The sequence below is a fragment of the Flavobacterium notoginsengisoli genome, from assembly GCF_042686225.1.
Taxonomy (GTDB): domain Bacteria; phylum Bacteroidota; class Bacteroidia; order Flavobacteriales; family Flavobacteriaceae; genus Flavobacterium; species Flavobacterium notoginsengisoli.
The window spans coordinates 1-14868 of record NZ_JBHUOT010000005.1 but is presented as its reverse complement, the minus strand read 5'-3'; the positions used below and the strand labels follow the sequence as shown (position 1 = coordinate 14868).

The following is a 14868-nucleotide window of genomic DNA, read 5'->3' as shown; positions in this document are numbered from 1 at the left end:
AAAAGCGAAATCTTATCTTTTTTGAGAAAGAAAATACGAATCGGGATCGAACATTTTAGGAGTTGTTTTGGTCACATCTTTGAATTTTTTAATAAAATGTGACTGATCAAAGTACTTGTTGTAAAGAGCGATTTCGGTCAGACTCATCTTTTCTAAATTGGCATTCACCATTTGGTCAACCGATTTTCTAAACTTTAAAATCTGAATGTATTTTTTAATGGTTAATCCTGTCGCAGCTTTAAATTTAATCTGTAATAAACGTTGTGAAGTTTTCAATGTAGAGCTAATTTCAGAAACTGAAATTTCTTCGTGAGATTTAATAAAATCGGCTATTTTTTCAATACTGTTTTTGTTTGGATTAGTATTGGATAATTCTTCAAAATAAACATTAATGGTTTCTAATAAAGTCGCAATATCGGTGTTAGTTTGAATTTTAAAAGGCAACTCCTGAATATCAATTTTTAGAATTGAATCTATAAAATTACTTAAATCGTACTTTTGAAAAAATGAAATTGTCCAGGCGTGAAGCTGAATGATAGTGACTTTGGTTTTAGGCTGTATATTAACCAAAACTTTATTGGTCATTTGAGAACAAAAGTAAAAACCTTCGTTCATTTCATATTTGTTTTTACTCGTATGAACTTCGATACCATTTCCATTTATAATGGCGAGATTAAAACAGCCATTTGGTAAAACGAGTTTGTTTTCGATCAGGCTTTCGCCGATGCTGTTATCGAGACACCAAATTTTGTTGATGAACCTTTCTGTTTTTTGAGATACGTAATGTTCTGAGTATAGGTTCATTTTGTGGCTTTCTTGAATCGTATTAGATTTTAATGTATTCAAATATATTTTAGTTTTAATTTTCTTGCTTTCTTTCTCAATAATTTTTGTTTTATGGTTATCGAAAAAATAAGCAATTTTAACAGCTAAAAATACAATTTATTTGAAGAAGAAATAATTTTGCTTTTTTACGGCAGAAAGTAATATTGTTTAGTATGTCTGCTAAATATTGGGTTTTATAAGCAAATATTTCAGTTATTTTAAAGCTCATGTACAATTATTAGTTATTTTTACGACCCAATATTAGATTATCCCTGATGCAAACTTCACTAAAAATTGCAGTCGTAGGTTCTGGACTTGTAGGATCACTGCTGGCAATTTATCTTAAAAAAGCCGGTCATACTGTTCATGTTTATGATCGTAGTCCCGATATTCGAAAAATTAATTTTTCTGGACGTTCTATTAATTTAGCGATGTCTAATCGTGGCTGGAAAGCACTTGACGCTGTCGGCGTTGGTGATTCGGTACGTGAAATTGCGATTCCAATGGACAAACGTGCCATTCATTTGGTTGATAAGCTGAATTTTCAAAACTACGGACAGGAAGGCGAATCTATTTATTCAATTTCAAGAGGAAAACTAAACCGTAAAATGATTGATTTGGCTGAAGAAGCAGGGGCAGAATTTCATTTTGAACAAAAAGTTTGGGATGTGACGCTGAATGATGCAACACTTCATATTGGAGAAAGTGAACGAGGCGAGTGGGAAGAAAGAAAATTTGATATGGTTTTTGGCGCCGATGGTGCATTTTCAAGAATTCGCCACAGAATGCAGCGCCAGAGTATGTTTAATTATTCTCAGGAATTTTTAAATATGGGATATAAGGAATTGAATATCCCGGCAAATGCAGACGGAACGCACAAACTGGATAAAAATTCTTTTCATATATGGCCGAGAGGAGAGTATATGTTAATCGCACTTCCAAACCTGGACGGAAGTTTTACCTGTACTTTATTTATGCCTTTTGAAGGAGCAAACTCTTTTGAATCGCTTACAGATCGTAAAATGGTCGAAGATTTCTTTGAGAAAAATTTCCCGGATTCAATTGAAGTAATTCCGGAACTGGCAAATGATTTCTTTAAAAATCCAACGAGTACTTTGGTAACAATGAAATGTTTTCCATGGACTTTTGAAAATAAAATTGCTTTAATTGGAGATGCCTGCCATGCCATTGTTCCTTTTTACGGACAAGGAATGAATGCCGGTTTTGAAGATATTACGGTTTTGAATGAAATGATAGAAAAGTACGGAGACGACTGGAAAAAGATCTTTGCAGAATATCAAATTTCACGCAAACCAAATGCAGATGCCATTGCAGAACTTTCATATCGAAATTTCTTAGAAATGAGTACCAAAACGGCAGATGAAAAATTCTTGCTACAAAAGAAAATAGAGAAAGTTTTTTCAGATAAACATCCTGATAAATGGATTCCGCTTTACAGTCGTGTCACTTTTAGTGATCGTCCGTATGCTGAAGCTTTGGCAATTGGAGATTATCAAAACGGAATTATGGAAGAAGTTTTGAGAATGGATAACATCGAAAATATCTGGAATACTCCGGAGGTTGAGAATAAAATTTTAGAGCTATTGCTAAAGAAATAAAACAATAACAATATCAAAAATCAATTTTAAATTGACATTGATATTGTTATTACTTTTTGATATTGCTATTATTTCTTAAATATTTTATTCAAGACACCAAAAACACCTCGTATAAAAGTTGCGCTGGTTACTACTTTTAAAACCGATTTTCCGACAACTGTTGCGGTGCTAGGTTCAGATTTTGAGGATTTAGCAGGAGCTTCTTCCTCTTGTTGTGCAGCAGCTTCAGCAGCTTCGGTCAGTTTTTTAGTTAGAATTTCGAAAGCGCTTTCGCGATCAATCTCTTCAGCGTACTTTTTAACCAATTTCGATTTGCTGTTTATTTCATCGATTTCTGAAGCAGATAAAATATCCATTCGGCTTTCAGGTGCGCGCATCATGGTAGCAACAAGAGGGGTTGGAACACCTTTTTCATTAAGTGCTGTAACCAATGCTTCACCAATTCCTAAGCTGGTTAATAATTCATCCGTTTTATAATATTCAGAAGTTGGGTAATTATCAGCCGTCTTTTTAATCGCTTGTCGATCATTGGCTGTAAAAGCTCTTAATGCGTGCTGAATCTTTAATCCCAATTGAGCCAAAACTCCGCTAGGAACATCCATTGGGTTTTGAGTTACAAAATAAACGCCGACACCTTTCGAACGAATCAGTTTTACAATAGTTTCAATTTGTTCCAGTAAAGCTTTACTTGCCTCATTAAAAATTAAATGAGCTTCGTCAATAAAGATTACTAGTTCCGGCTGATCTGCATCTCCTTTTTCTGGCATTTTCTGATAAATTTCTGCCAAAAGACTCAACATAAAAGTAGAGAATAGTTTTGGTTTATCCTGAATATCCGTAAGGCGAATGATATTTACATAACCTTTTCCGTTTTCGTCAATTCGCATTAAATCATCCGTTTCAAAAGATAATTCCCCAAAGAATAAATCACCGCCCTGTTGTTCCAGTTCGATTATTTTTCTAAGAATAGTTCCGGTGGTAGCAGTGGAGATTTTGCCATAACTTGCTGCGATTTCATCTTTACCTTCTTCTGTAATATAATTGATAACTTTTTTAATGTCTTTTAAATCTAATAAGGGCATTTGTTTGTCATCGCAATATTTGAAGATTACGGCTACAACTCCTGCCTGAGTATCATTAAGGTCTAATATTCTGGAAAACAAAACCGGTCCAAACTCAGAAACTGTAGCACGCAAACGAACTCCATTTTGTTTTGATAGCGACATCAGTTCAACAGGAAATGCAGCTACATTATAAGGAAGGTTTATTTTAGCATGTCTTTCTGTAATAAAGCCTTCTTCTTTGCCTTCTTTTGCAATACCACTAAAATCTCCTTTTATATCCATCATTAAAACTGGAATTCCGGCATTTGAAAGCTGTTCAGAAAAAACCTGAATTGTTTTGGTTTTACCTGTTCCGGTTGCTCCGGCAATTAGTCCGTGGCGATTTAAAGTTTTTAAAGGAATTTTAACATGTGCCTCTGCAAGTGGCTCACCATCAAGGATTGCGCCTCCTAGAATAATGCTGTCTCCCTTAGAAGAATACCCTTTATTTATAGCTTCAATAAAATTATCTTTTATATTCATGTTTTTATTTGTAATTTAGAGGGTTATATAAGTATAGCTCTGTTTTCGGGCGTTTTTTATGTGTTTTTTTTAGTAAGAAAAAGCTTTTTTTGATTGAAAATTTAATAAAAAAAAAATTCGCAGCTTTTTAAGAAGATATCAAAGGAATCTTTGAATATTTACTAAAACGTTGTAATTTTTCTAATTATCGTCCCATTTTTTGTTTTATCTAAAAAATGATACCGGCAATTTAATGAGATATTTTTTAAATTGAAGTTAAATTTCGGTCAATAAAATTAAAAAAAGTTTTTTTATTTAAACTAAACGTATAAATTTGCTCCTCTACAAGTTAAATATAACTAAAAAATAAAAATTATTTAAAACTATTAAAATTAAAAAAAATGGCAAACGTTAAAGTTAAAAAAGAAAGCACTTCAAATGGCGGAGGAATGATTACGGGAATCATTATTGTAGCGTGTATCTTAGTAGGGGTGTTTATTTGGAAAGTAATCATGGGGGATTCTGCTAACTTCGAAGGAGGTAATCCAGAAACAGGACATCCAATCAATACATTAGGACAAGTATATAAAGGAGGTTTCATCGTACCAGTATTATTAGGTATGTTTTTAATGGTTGTTGTTTTTTCTATTGAAAGATTTATTGTTATCGGTAAAGCTGCAGGAAAAACTAACCTTGACAAATTCATGAAAAGTGTTCAAGGTAGTATTAAAGAAGGAAACATCGAGGCTGCTATCGCTTCATGTGACAAACAACAAGGTTCAGTTGCAAACGCAATTAAATCTGCTTTGGTAAAATACCAAGATGTTAAAAAAGAAGGATTCAACAGCGAAGAAGCTTCAGAAGTAATCCACAAAGAAATTGAAGAGGCAACTTCATTAGAAATGCCAATGTTAGAGAAAAACATGACTATTATCTCAACTTTAGTATCTTTAGGTACATTAGGAGGATTATTAGGAACTGTATCTGGTATGATTAAAGCGTTTGGTGCGTTAGCTTCTGCTGGTACTCCTGATCAGGCTGCTCTTGCAACAGGTATCTCTGAGGCACTTATCAATACTGCTACAGGTATCTCTACTTCTATCTTAGCAATTGTTTCTTACAACTTCTTTACTGCTAAAATTGACGATTTAACTTACTCTATCGATGAGGCTGGTACTACTATCGTTAATACTTACAGAAAATTCAGAGGAAGTTTAAGACAATAATTAATTTTTGATATTTAATATCAAAAAAATAAAATAAAAGATAATGGCTAAAATAAAAATGAAAAAAAAGTCGACATCGACAGATATGACTGCGATGTGTGATGTTGCATTCCTTTTGCTAACGTTCTTTATTTTGACCGCTACTGCTAAAGTGCCAGAGGCACTTCCTGTAGACATGCCTTCTTCTGTTGCTCAAACTAAATTGCCGGATACTGATTTGGCTATTATTACAATAGGAAAAGGAAAAGTGTTTTTTGACATCAAAGGGAGAGAAGTTCGTAAAAGAACTCTTGAAGGAATGGGTGCAAAATATGGTATAGAATTTTCAGAAGAAGATAAAACCAAATTTGCTCTTATGGACGATTTTGGTGTGCCAATTACAGGTTTAAAGCAAATCATTGACATGAAAGCGGCGGACAGAACCAAAGCAAACCAACCTGGAATTCCTTTGGATTCATTAGATAATCAATTAAAAGATTGGCTTCTAATTTCTAGAAGAGCAACAATTGATTTGGATGACAAAGAATTGCAGATTGCAATTAAAGGAGATGCTAAGGAAGAATATCCAAAAATCAAAAAAATTATGGATATTTTGCAAGATCAGAAAATCAATTCCTTTAACTTAGTTACAGGTAAGAGAGGGAGAGACTTTTAATTAAAAAATATACACTAAAATGGCTGAATTAAATACAGGCGACGGCGGTGGTGGTAAAGGTGGTAAAGTAAGAAGTAAAAAGCAGAATTCAAAAGTCGATTTAACGGCAATGGTGGATTTGGCATTCTTATTGATCACATTCTTTATGTTAACTACTTCGTTGTCAAAACCTCAATCGATGGATTTGTCATTGCCGGATAAGAGTCCAGAAGATAAACCAGTAGATGATACTAAGGTAGATGAAAATCGTACCATGACAGTAATGTTAGGTGCAGATAACAAAATGGTTTACTATATGGGTTTGTTAGCTACTCCAAAGGTAGGGCCTAAAGACGTTGCGTATGGTAAAGATGGTATTCGTAGAGAATTGCTAAAAGAGAAAAAGAATGTTTTAGCGTATTCTGCTGCTAAAGGGAAACCTGGTCAAGGGATAATTGTAATCATTAAACCAACTAAAAAATCAAATTATCGTAATTTGGTTGATATTTTGGATGAGATGGCAATTTCAGAAGTAGATACTTATGCGATTGTTCCTGAGTTTTCACCAGAGGAAACGAAATTAATAGATAAAAAATAAGAGCGATCTTAGTTTTATCAAATTAAAAAATCAAGAGATATGAAATTAGATATTATAAAAAATCAGTGGCTTGATATCGTATTCGAAGGACGTAATAAGATATATGGAGCATACGAGCTGAGAAAATCGAACGGAAAAACAACTGTGAAAGCACTTGTGATTGGTTCACTGATCTTTAGCTTTGCTGTTGCTGCCCCTCTTATTGCGAGTTTCTTACCAGATTCTAAAGAAGTGGAAGAAAACAACGATGTTAAGATTGCAACGGTAAAATTACCTCCAAAGAAAAAAGAGGAAATTAAACCAAATCAACCACCACCACCACCACCACCACCAAAAGTGGATCAGGTTAAATTCGTAAAACCTGTGGTTGCTAAGGCTGAAGAAGTTACTGAAGATCCACCAAAAATTGTGGATTTAAAGGACAAAAAAGTTGGTGCTGAAACTATCAAAGGAGATCCGGATGCAGTTTTAACTGTTGATGAGCCAGTTGGTAAAGGACCAGTTCAAGAAGTAATCCAGGAAGATAACACTGTATATAACACAGCTGGTATCGAGGTAAAACCAGATTTCCCAGGAGGAATTGAGAAGTTCTACAAGTTCGTAGGAAACAATTACAAAACTCCGGAAGAAGAAGGTTTAAAAGGTAAAGTTTACGTTACATTTGTAGTTGAAAAAGACGGTTCATTAACCGACATTAAAGTTTTAAGGGATATCGGTTACGGTACAGGAGCAGAAGCAATTCGTGTTCTTAAAAAATGTCCAAAATGGACTCCTGGCGAGCAAAATGGTAAAAAGGTTAGGGTATTATACTCGCTGCCTATTACTATTCAATCTGCAGAATAATGTTAAAAGATATACTTAATAATATTCAGAAGAAATCGCTCAAAGAGCGATTTCTTCTTGTTTTAGGAATACTGTTTTTTTTAATTTATCTTGTACTCGGTTTAATGATTATGTTTTGGGAAAAACTCCCGCTTAACATGGAGTGGAAGTATAGATATGCTTTCGGTGGTTTACTGATAGTGTATTCCGGAATAAGATTTTTAAGATTGATTAATTCAAAAGATGAATAATTATGTTGAAATATAGTAAGACTTTAGGATTGGTTATTCTTGTCTTTTTGTTTGTAATGTGCAACCAAAAAAACAAGAACGAAGCTGAAAAAGAAACTATTTTAAAAGGCTCACTTGACATTGCAGTAGACGAAACTGTTAAGCAAATTGTAGATGATCAGGTTGCTGTTTTTGAAGGTACTTACTATGATGCAAAAATTATAGTTAAACCAAAATCGGAAGCTGAAGTAATAAATGATTTGTTGAATCAAAGAGCTAAGGTTGCAATTACAACAAGAAATTTAACAGAAGAAGAAAAAGCTCGTTTTGAAAAAAAGAAGATTAATCCTAGAGTAACACCTTTTGCTCATGATGCTATTGCATTTATTTCAAGTAAAAGCAATAATGATACACTAATTGCGTTGAAAAGTGTAATTGATTTTCTACAAGGAAAATCAGATTCAAAAATTAAAGGCTTGGTTTTCGATAATCCTAACTCTAGTACGGTTCGTTACATGAAGGATCTGGCAAAAATAAATGAAGTTCCGAAGTCTGGAGTTTTTTCTTTTAAAACAAATAATGAGGTGATCAAATTTGTTTCTGAGAATGAGGGAATGATTGGTGTTATCGGAGTAAACTGGATTTATCAGCCAACTCCTGATATGCTGGAGACCGTAAAAAAAGTAAATGTTTTATATGTTAAAGGATTAAGCGATAATGAATACTATAGTCCTACTCAAAACGACCTGGAAATAGGGAAGTATCCTTTGGCACGTGATTTGTTTATTATTAATTGTCAGGGATATACTGGGCTAGGAATGGGGTTTGCTTCATTTATAGCTGGAGATATCGGTCAGCGTATAGTTTTAAAATCAGGTTTACTTCCATATAAAACTCCGGGGCGTAAACTTAACATTAGAAGTGAAATTATAAAAGATAAAGAATAAATTAATTACGATAAAGATGAATAAATTTAAAATTTTTAGTCTTGCCTTAGTTGTTTCGGCTACCGCGGCAAAAGCGCAAGACATCAACGAAGCAAAAAAAGCGATTGATGCAGAACAATTCGATAAGGCAAAAACAATCCTTAAATCGATTATCAAATCTAAACCATCTGATGGTGAGGCAAATTTTGTTTTAGGTAACGTTTATTTAAATCAGTCTGTAGTAGATTCTGCGAAAATCTATTATAACAATGGATTACAAGCATCAGATAAAAAGAACTTAAGCTATATTGGTTTAGGGCAATTGGATTTAGATGCTAAAAATACTGCGGCTGCTCAGGCAAATTTTGCGTTGGCAACTAAAGATATGAGAAAGAAAGATACAAATGAATTCGTCTATATCGCAAGAGCATACATGAATTCTGAGAACCCTGACTACAAAAGTGCGGTTGATGTTTTAAAACGTGCTTTATTAGTGGATCCTCAAAATGCTCAGGCTCTTTTAGCAATTGGTGATGCATATTATGGATCAAATAATCAAAATGATGCCTACAAAGCTTACCGTGATGCATTTACTGCTGACAATACTTTGTTAAGAGCAAAAATGCAATTAGGTGTTTTATTGAAAGGAGCAAAATCTTACGATGAAGCAATTAAATCTTTCAATGAAGTAATTGCTATCAACGCTAATTACGGACCAGTTTACAGAGAGCTTGCTGAAACGTATTACAAATGGGCAAGAAACAAACCTTCTACAGCTAAAGTTAACTTGCAAAATGCAATTACGAACTATGAGAAATATTTGACTTTGACAGATTATTCTTTAGATTCTAAAATGCGTCATGCAGATTTCTTAATCTTAGTAAAAGATTACAAGCAATTAGAAACTGTTGCAAACAAAATGATTGCTGAGGATAAAGTAAATCCAAGAATCTTCAGATATTTAGGATATGCTGCTTACGAAAATGGAAATGTCGATGTAGCTATCAAATCTATCCAGGATTATATTAATACTCCATCAAACAAAGTGATTGGTAGAGATTATTACTATTTAGGATTAGCAAAAATTAAAAAAGGAACTGCTGCAGACGGAACAATCGATCAGGCTGCTTTTGATGCAGGTTTAGCTGATATCAAAAAAGCAATTGAATTAGAGCCTTTGGTAGTTGAGGAATTTGCAGATTTTGGAAAAGAATTGTTTGGTAAAAAACAATATAATCAAGCAGCTGCGATTTTTGAACTTGGTGCAAACAATAAAGAATCTAAAAATTATTTAGATGATGCTGTGTATTATGGAATTTCTGTTTACTATGGTAATGCTGGTAAACCTGCTGAAAGCCGTGATAAAGCTGCTTTAGAAAATGCAAGTGCTACTTTTGATAAAGTTCTTGAAGCATCTCCATCATATGACGAAGCTTACTTGTACAAAGGAAGAATCAACAGTGCATTGGATAAAGATGACATGATCATTAAAAACTACGAAGAGTACGTAACTAAAATTACAGCTAAAGGAGCAGAAGAATTAGCAAAACCTGCAACAACTAAAAAAGTTATTGAGGCTTATAATGCTATTGGTGCTGCTTATGCAAATACAGATAAAGCTAAAGCAATTGAATATTTCAATAAAACTTTAGTATTAGATCCAGCAAATTCATACGCTTCACAGTCTATTAAATCTCTAAAATAATTTAGATTTTTAAAATAAACAGAAAACCGATAGTTCAATAAACTATCGGTTTTTTTGTTCCGTATATTATTGACTATCTTTGCACTTTAAAATATAATAATGTTATCAAAAGAAATACAATTAGAGGTAAATAAAGGAGCTATGCTTCCTTTGATGGAAGAATTTTATACCATTCAGGGAGAAGGTTCGCATACGGGAAGGGCTGCTTATTTTATTAGAATTGGAGGATGTGATGTCGGATGTCATTGGTGTGATGTGAAAGAAAGCTGGAATGCCGAAATTCACCCGCCAACGAGTATTGATTTAATTGTGGAAAATGCAGCGAAATATGCTGACACAGTCGTCGTGACGGGAGGAGAACCTTTATCTTGGGATATGACACTTTTGACAAATCGATTAAAAGAGAAAAATTTAAAAGTTCATATTGAAACTTCAGGAGCTTTTGAGTTATCCGGAACATGGGACTGGATTTGTCTTTCTCCTAAAAAAAATAAGTTACCAACGAAGACTGTTTATGATAATGCACATGAGTTAAAAGTGATTATTTATAACAAGCATGATTTTATTTTTGCAGAAGAACAAGCTGAGTTGGTTAATGACAATGCGATTTTATTCCTTCAGCCGGAATGGAGTAAAAAAGAAGAAATGACTCCGCTTATTGTCGATTATGTTATGAATAATCCAAAATGGAGAGTGTCATTACAGACACATAAGTATTTGAATATCCCTTAAAAATAAAAAAATCTCTTTACTGAAGAGATTTTTTATTTGTGGCAGAGAGGAAATAATATTTACTTCCAGTTTTTGTGTTTTTTTAGAGTTGTGATGTGTGCCAAATGGTGATTTCCATGCCAGGCATAAGAACCAATTATTTTTTTGATTTTATTTTCTGAATTATCTGAAGGATGTACAAAAGTCTTTTCTAAATCAGATTGAGATAAATTTTTCATGATATAAGCCAGTCTGAAGTGAAGTCCTTTTAATAATTCAATAGTTGGTTCAACTGGCATCGTTAAATTATCGTTTAATTCAGACCAAAGCACTTCGTCGTAGGCTTTAATTACCGGATTGTTTTCGGTTAAAGCCCATTTTATTCGTATATAACAATTCATGTGGCTTTCGGCACAATGATGAATAACTTGTCTTACTGTCCATCCTTCAGGACGATATGGAGTATCCAATTGTTTATTGGATAAATGAGCGACTTCTTTTTCTAGCCTTGTTGGAAACGTAGCGATTTCTTCAATTTTTTCAGAAAGATATTCTGTAGAATAATGGTCGGGTGCTGTGAATTTTCCAATAGGATATTTTAATTTTTCCAAATCTAATTCTTTCATGGGTTTAAATAGTTTTTGTTTAGATAGAAAGCCTTGCTAAATAGTCATAATGTTCGCCTTCGGTTATAAGTTCGCATTTTAATCCGTTGGCAATTGCGGCATTTTGAAGTGTATTATAATCTAGGTACAGCCAGTCAAAAGGTTCTTCTTTTTCATTTTTATAGCTGATGTTGAAAGTGAGTTCGCCATAGTAATCATTTTCAGAAGGAATCCACTTACCTCCATCTTCATCTTCGTCAAACATATAAATAATATCCGAGCTGTCAATTAAAATCTGTCCGTCAGGATTCAATAACGATTTTAGTTTACTGAGATATTGGTTGCAGTTTTTCAATTTACCAAAAATGCCGGTTCCGTTCATTAAAAGTAAAATAGTGTCAAATTTTTCTCCTTCAAAATCTAAAATGTTTTCAACTTTAGCATTTTTAACTCCTCTTAGAAGACAAGTTTCAATTGCTTTTTTAGAAATATCAATTGCTGTAACTTCTAAATTCCGATCATTTTGCAGTGATAAGGTATGGCTTCCTGCGCCGCATCCAACATCTAGGATTTTTCCTTTTGCTAATTGAAGGGCTTTTTGTTCGATTTTGGGCATTTCGTTGTAACTTCGAAAAAGGTATTCAACGCTCATTTCGTCTTCTTCGGAAATTGAAGTTTCTGTAATAATGTCTTCAGGTGAGTTATGGGTGTGAAAATCAAATATTGCTTTTCCAAAAAGATCTTTCATTGTTTTATTTCAAAGTTTAAGGTTTCAAGTTTAAAGTTGCTTAATTTTGCAGATCAACTTTAAATTTTAAACTTGAAACAGATTTTAAATAACTTAAGTAAGTTAGCCAAAGATAAGCATATCGAGAATAAAAAGTATTTCGATAAGCTTAAAAAGAAGCCGCCCAAAAATTTGGATTACATTATGCAGGATTTGCACAATGCCGAGTTTAAAAGAACCGACTGTCTAAAGTGTGCTAATTGTTGTAAAACAACAGGGCCATTGTTTACTTTGGCAGATATTGAAAGAATTTCAAAACATTTTAGACAAAAACCACAACAATTTATTGAGCAATATCTTAGAATTGATGAGGATAAGGATTATGTTTTGAAAAGTGTTCCTTGTACTTTTTTAGATAATGAAAATTATTGCATGATTTACGATGTGCGTCCAAAAGCCTGCCGTGAATTTCCTCATACAGATCGTAATAAGTTTTATCAAATTTCGAACTTAACATTGAAAAATGTTGAAATTTGTCCTGCAGCTTATAATATAGTAGAAGAGATGAAAAAGAAACTTCCGTTGTAATAAAAAGATAATTGTTTTTTGAAGAACATGTTGTTTTCTTTTTTTAAGCTGTACTTTTGAAAAGTAATGATTATATAATACGAAGAAATACTATTAATTTGAATTTAGAATATTTTATAGCTAAAAGACTTATTACTGCAAAGGACAACAAAAGCAGTATCTCGGCGCCTATAATTAAAATTGCTATCTCGGCAATTGCAATAGGAATGATTATGATGATTGTTTCTGTCGCGACTGGAATTGGATTGCAGAAAAAAATACGTGACAAAGTTTCGGCATTTAATGGGCAAATTATAATTTCAAATTACGATAATAATAATTCTGAAGTTACTTTAGTTCCAATTTCAAAGAAACAAGATTTTTATCCCAATTTTAAATCAGTTCCTGAAGTAAGTCATATTCAGGCAATCGCTACTAAAGCGGGAATTATAAGAACAGAAAAAGCATTTGAAGGAATTATCTTCAAAGGAGTAGGTTCGGATTATAATTGGGGTAATATTAATGAATATATAGTAGCCGGCAAACTTCCGAATTTTGCAAATGCGTTGAATGAAGATATTGTTATTTCAAAATTTCTTGCAGATCGGCTTAATTTAGAAGTAGGAGATCAGTTTAATACATTTTTTATAAAAGAAGAACAAGGAAAACTTCCTAATAGTCGTAGGTTTAAAGTTGCAGCTATATTTAATTCAGGATTTCAGGATTTTGATGCAACATATATAATTGGTGATATCCGTCATATTCAGAGAATCAATAAATGGAACCAGGATCAAATAGGAGCGTTTGAAGTTTTTGTAAATGATTTTAATGCTATTAAAGAGGTAGGTGATAAAATTTATCAGGAAACAAATTCTAATCTGGATACTAAAACTATTGTAGAGAAATACAGTTATATTTTTGACTGGCTTAAGTTATTTGATTTTAATATTGTGATCATTTTAGCTATTATGATTTTGGTAGCTACTATTAATATGATTGTAGCTTTGTTGGTTCTTATTTTAGAAAGAACCCAAATGATTGGTATTTTAAAATCGATGGGTTCGAATAACTGGGCGGTTCGAAAGATATTTTTATATAATGCTTTTTATTTAATTCTTCGTGGATTGTTTTGGGGTAATCTAATCGGTATATCGATTTTGTTACTGCAGCAGCACTTCGGAATAGTGCAATTAAATCCTGAAAACTATTATGTAAATCAGGCCCCGGTATATTTAAATTGGATTTATATTCTTTTGTTGAATCTGCTTACTGTTGTTGTTTGTTTTATAGTATTGCTTATTCCATCATATATAATAACGAAAATATCTCCAGTAAAAGCTATTAGGTTCGATTAGAAGGAGAAGGTGTTTAAAATATTTCAACCCGACAGGTTTTTAAAAACCTGTCGGGTTTGTTTTTTGTGTACATATATGTAATAGTATAATTAATCAAATCCTATTTTTCCGTAGATGTACGTCTAATATGTAATATTGAGAATTTGAATTAAACCTCAGTTTTGGAATTTCGATATTGAGATTTGAATGTTTTTGAGGAGCAAAATCCCGCTATCCGTTTCAATCTTTTGCTTTTTAAAGGAAAAAGCAAAAGGATTTCCACTTCTATCGGGGCTATGGCACCAGTTTTCAGAAGAGAATTTCGGAAGGAAAAGACGTTTTTACAAGAAAGGGAATTAAAAAACCAATGCCTTTGCGTCTTTTCGAGATCAAAAAGGGCAGAAAACAAGGCTTTGGGACTTGGCGCCTTGGTGGCAAAACAAGAGAAACAATAGCCAAACGAGGAAAAACCCCACAAGGAGTAGAAAAAACTTCGATTATAACCTGCGAGTTATGAGAGTGTTAAGAAAAAGAACAAAAAAAGAATAAAAATAGTTTGGAAAAAGCCTTGCGTAACTGGAATTGTTGTGTACTTTTGCACCCGCAACAACGAAAAACGTTCACAGAAATACTGACAGGAAACAAGGATCAAGAGAAAAGAAATTTTCAAAAAAAAGATTCGGAAAAGCTTGTGAGATTTGAAAATGCTTTTTACATTTGCACCCCGCAAAACACGGAAGCTCATTGAAAGATTGGAAGGAAAAGTTGAAAAAC

The 14868-nt window shown here is 33.0% G+C and carries 16 protein-coding genes; 11 read left to right on the top strand and 5 right to left on the bottom strand.

Translation table 11 applies throughout. The annotated features are described in order from the left end of the window. Positions 1-12: 12 nt before the first annotated feature. Positions 13-804: a helix-turn-helix domain-containing protein gene (locus ACFS3A_RS12460; RefSeq protein WP_379825872.1), complete on the bottom strand. Its 792-nt coding sequence runs from the start codon at positions 802-804 to the stop codon at positions 13-15. A gap of 296 nt (positions 805-1100) precedes the next feature. On the opposite strand from ACFS3A_RS12460, the gene ACFS3A_RS12455 reads away from it, so the two are divergent. After that, positions 1101-2444 (top strand): FAD-dependent oxidoreductase, encoded by a 1344-nt coding sequence (locus ACFS3A_RS12455; protein ID WP_379825871.1) that lies wholly within the window; start codon positions 1101-1103, stop codon positions 2442-2444. Between the two features lie 68 nt (positions 2445-2512). On the opposite strand, the gene ACFS3A_RS12450 is transcribed toward ACFS3A_RS12455, so the two are convergent. Continuing rightward, positions 2513-4030 (bottom strand): helicase HerA-like domain-containing protein, encoded by a 1518-nt coding sequence (locus ACFS3A_RS12450; RefSeq protein WP_379825870.1) that lies wholly within the window; start codon positions 4028-4030, stop codon positions 2513-2515. 380 nt (positions 4031-4410) lie between these two features. Here ACFS3A_RS12450 and ACFS3A_RS12445 point away from each other — a divergent pair, with 380 nt between their 5' ends. From ACFS3A_RS12445 to ACFS3A_RS12410, 8 genes are all read left to right on the top strand, one after another. Next, the gene (locus ACFS3A_RS12445) at positions 4411-5235 is read left to right on the top strand and encodes a MotA/TolQ/ExbB proton channel family protein (protein WP_008464979.1); all 825 of its coding nucleotides are present in this window, start codon (positions 4411-4413) and stop codon (positions 5233-5235) included. Between the two features lie 43 nt (positions 5236-5278). Continuing rightward, positions 5279-5890 carry an ExbD/TolR family protein gene (locus tag ACFS3A_RS12440; protein WP_379825869.1) on the top strand — a complete coding sequence of 204 codons (612 nt, stop codon included), beginning with the start codon at positions 5279-5281 and terminating at the stop codon, positions 5888-5890. 19 nt (positions 5891-5909) lie between these two features. Beyond that, a complete protein-coding gene (locus ACFS3A_RS12435) occupies positions 5910-6467 on the top strand; it encodes an ExbD/TolR family protein (RefSeq protein WP_379825867.1) in 558 nt (185 codons plus the stop codon). 39 nt (positions 6468-6506) lie between these two features. Then, positions 6507-7310 (top strand): energy transducer TonB, encoded by an 804-nt coding sequence (locus tag ACFS3A_RS12430; RefSeq protein ID WP_289663365.1) that lies wholly within the window; start codon positions 6507-6509, stop codon positions 7308-7310. Continuing rightward, positions 7310-7540: a hypothetical protein gene (locus tag ACFS3A_RS12425; protein WP_379825866.1), complete on the top strand. Its 231-nt coding sequence runs from the start codon at positions 7310-7312 to the stop codon at positions 7538-7540. Before ACFS3A_RS12430 ends, ACFS3A_RS12425 begins: the two co-directional genes overlap by 1 nt. Before the next feature lie 2 nt (positions 7541-7542). Continuing rightward, the gene (locus tag ACFS3A_RS12420) at positions 7543-8466 is read left to right on the top strand and encodes a PstS family phosphate ABC transporter substrate-binding protein (protein WP_379825864.1); all 924 of its coding nucleotides are present in this window, start codon (positions 7543-7545) and stop codon (positions 8464-8466) included. Between the two features lie 16 nt (positions 8467-8482). Next, complete coding sequence (locus ACFS3A_RS12415; protein WP_379825862.1) at positions 8483-10150, top strand: tetratricopeptide repeat protein; 1668 nt, start codon at positions 8483-8485, stop codon at positions 10148-10150. Between the two features lie 99 nt (positions 10151-10249). Continuing rightward, positions 10250-10882, top strand: a complete 633-nt coding sequence (locus tag ACFS3A_RS12410) for a 7-carboxy-7-deazaguanine synthase QueE (protein WP_379825860.1) — start codon at positions 10250-10252, stop codon at positions 10880-10882. A 59-nt stretch (positions 10883-10941) separates the two neighbouring features. Here ACFS3A_RS12410 and ACFS3A_RS12405 read toward each other — a convergent pair whose 3' ends face one another. After that, entirely contained in the window at positions 10942-11487 is a 546-nt protein-coding gene (locus ACFS3A_RS12405) for a YfiT family bacillithiol transferase (protein ID WP_379825857.1), read from the bottom strand. A 19-nt stretch (positions 11488-11506) separates the two neighbouring features. Further along, positions 11507-12214, bottom strand: coding sequence for a class I SAM-dependent methyltransferase (locus ACFS3A_RS12400; RefSeq protein WP_379825855.1), 708 nt, complete (start codon positions 12212-12214; stop codon positions 11507-11509). Positions 12215-12286: 72 nt separating this feature from the next. Between ACFS3A_RS12400 and ACFS3A_RS12395 the strand changes: the two genes are divergently transcribed. Then, positions 12287-12781 (top strand): YkgJ family cysteine cluster protein, encoded by a 495-nt coding sequence (locus ACFS3A_RS12395; RefSeq protein ID WP_379825853.1) that lies wholly within the window; start codon positions 12287-12289, stop codon positions 12779-12781. A gap of 98 nt (positions 12782-12879) precedes the next feature. Then, positions 12880-14115, top strand: coding sequence for an ABC transporter permease (locus ACFS3A_RS12390; protein ID WP_379826267.1), 1236 nt, complete (start codon positions 12880-12882; stop codon positions 14113-14115). Positions 14116-14605: 490 nt separating this feature from the next. Here ACFS3A_RS12390 and ACFS3A_RS12385 read toward each other — a convergent pair. Further along, the coding region (locus tag ACFS3A_RS12385; RefSeq protein WP_379825852.1) for a hypothetical protein at positions 14606-14868 on the bottom strand (263 nt) is incomplete at its 5' end.

Coding starts and splice junctions, on each gene's coding strand:
- ACFS3A_RS12445 (WP_008464979.1), top strand. CDS start 4,411: ATGGCAAACGTTAAAGTTAAAAAAGAAAGCACTTCAAATGGCGGAGGA.
- ACFS3A_RS12405 (WP_379825857.1), bottom strand. CDS start 11,487: ATGAAAGAATTAGATTTGGAAAAATTAAAATATCCTATTGGAAAATTC.
- ACFS3A_RS12400 (WP_379825855.1), bottom strand. CDS start 12,214: ATGAAAGATCTTTTTGGAAAAGCAATATTTGATTTTCACACCCATAAC.
- ACFS3A_RS12420 (WP_379825864.1), top strand. CDS start 7,543: ATGTTGAAATATAGTAAGACTTTAGGATTGGTTATTCTTGTCTTTTTG.
- ACFS3A_RS12435 (WP_379825867.1), top strand. CDS start 5,910: ATGGCTGAATTAAATACAGGCGACGGCGGTGGTGGTAAAGGTGGTAAA.
- ACFS3A_RS12415 (WP_379825862.1), top strand. CDS start 8,483: ATGAATAAATTTAAAATTTTTAGTCTTGCCTTAGTTGTTTCGGCTACC.
- ACFS3A_RS12440 (WP_379825869.1), top strand. CDS start 5,279: ATGGCTAAAATAAAAATGAAAAAAAAGTCGACATCGACAGATATGACT.
- ACFS3A_RS12460 (WP_379825872.1), bottom strand. CDS start 804: ATGAACCTATACTCAGAACATTACGTATCTCAAAAAACAGAAAGGTTC.
- ACFS3A_RS12430 (WP_289663365.1), top strand. CDS start 6,507: ATGAAATTAGATATTATAAAAAATCAGTGGCTTGATATCGTATTCGAA.
- ACFS3A_RS12455 (WP_379825871.1), top strand. CDS start 1,101: ATGCAAACTTCACTAAAAATTGCAGTCGTAGGTTCTGGACTTGTAGGA.
- ACFS3A_RS12450 (WP_379825870.1), bottom strand. CDS start 4,030: ATGAATATAAAAGATAATTTTATTGAAGCTATAAATAAAGGGTATTCT.
- ACFS3A_RS12425 (WP_379825866.1), top strand. CDS start 7,310: ATGTTAAAAGATATACTTAATAATATTCAGAAGAAATCGCTCAAAGAG.
- ACFS3A_RS12410 (WP_379825860.1), top strand. CDS start 10,250: ATGTTATCAAAAGAAATACAATTAGAGGTAAATAAAGGAGCTATGCTT.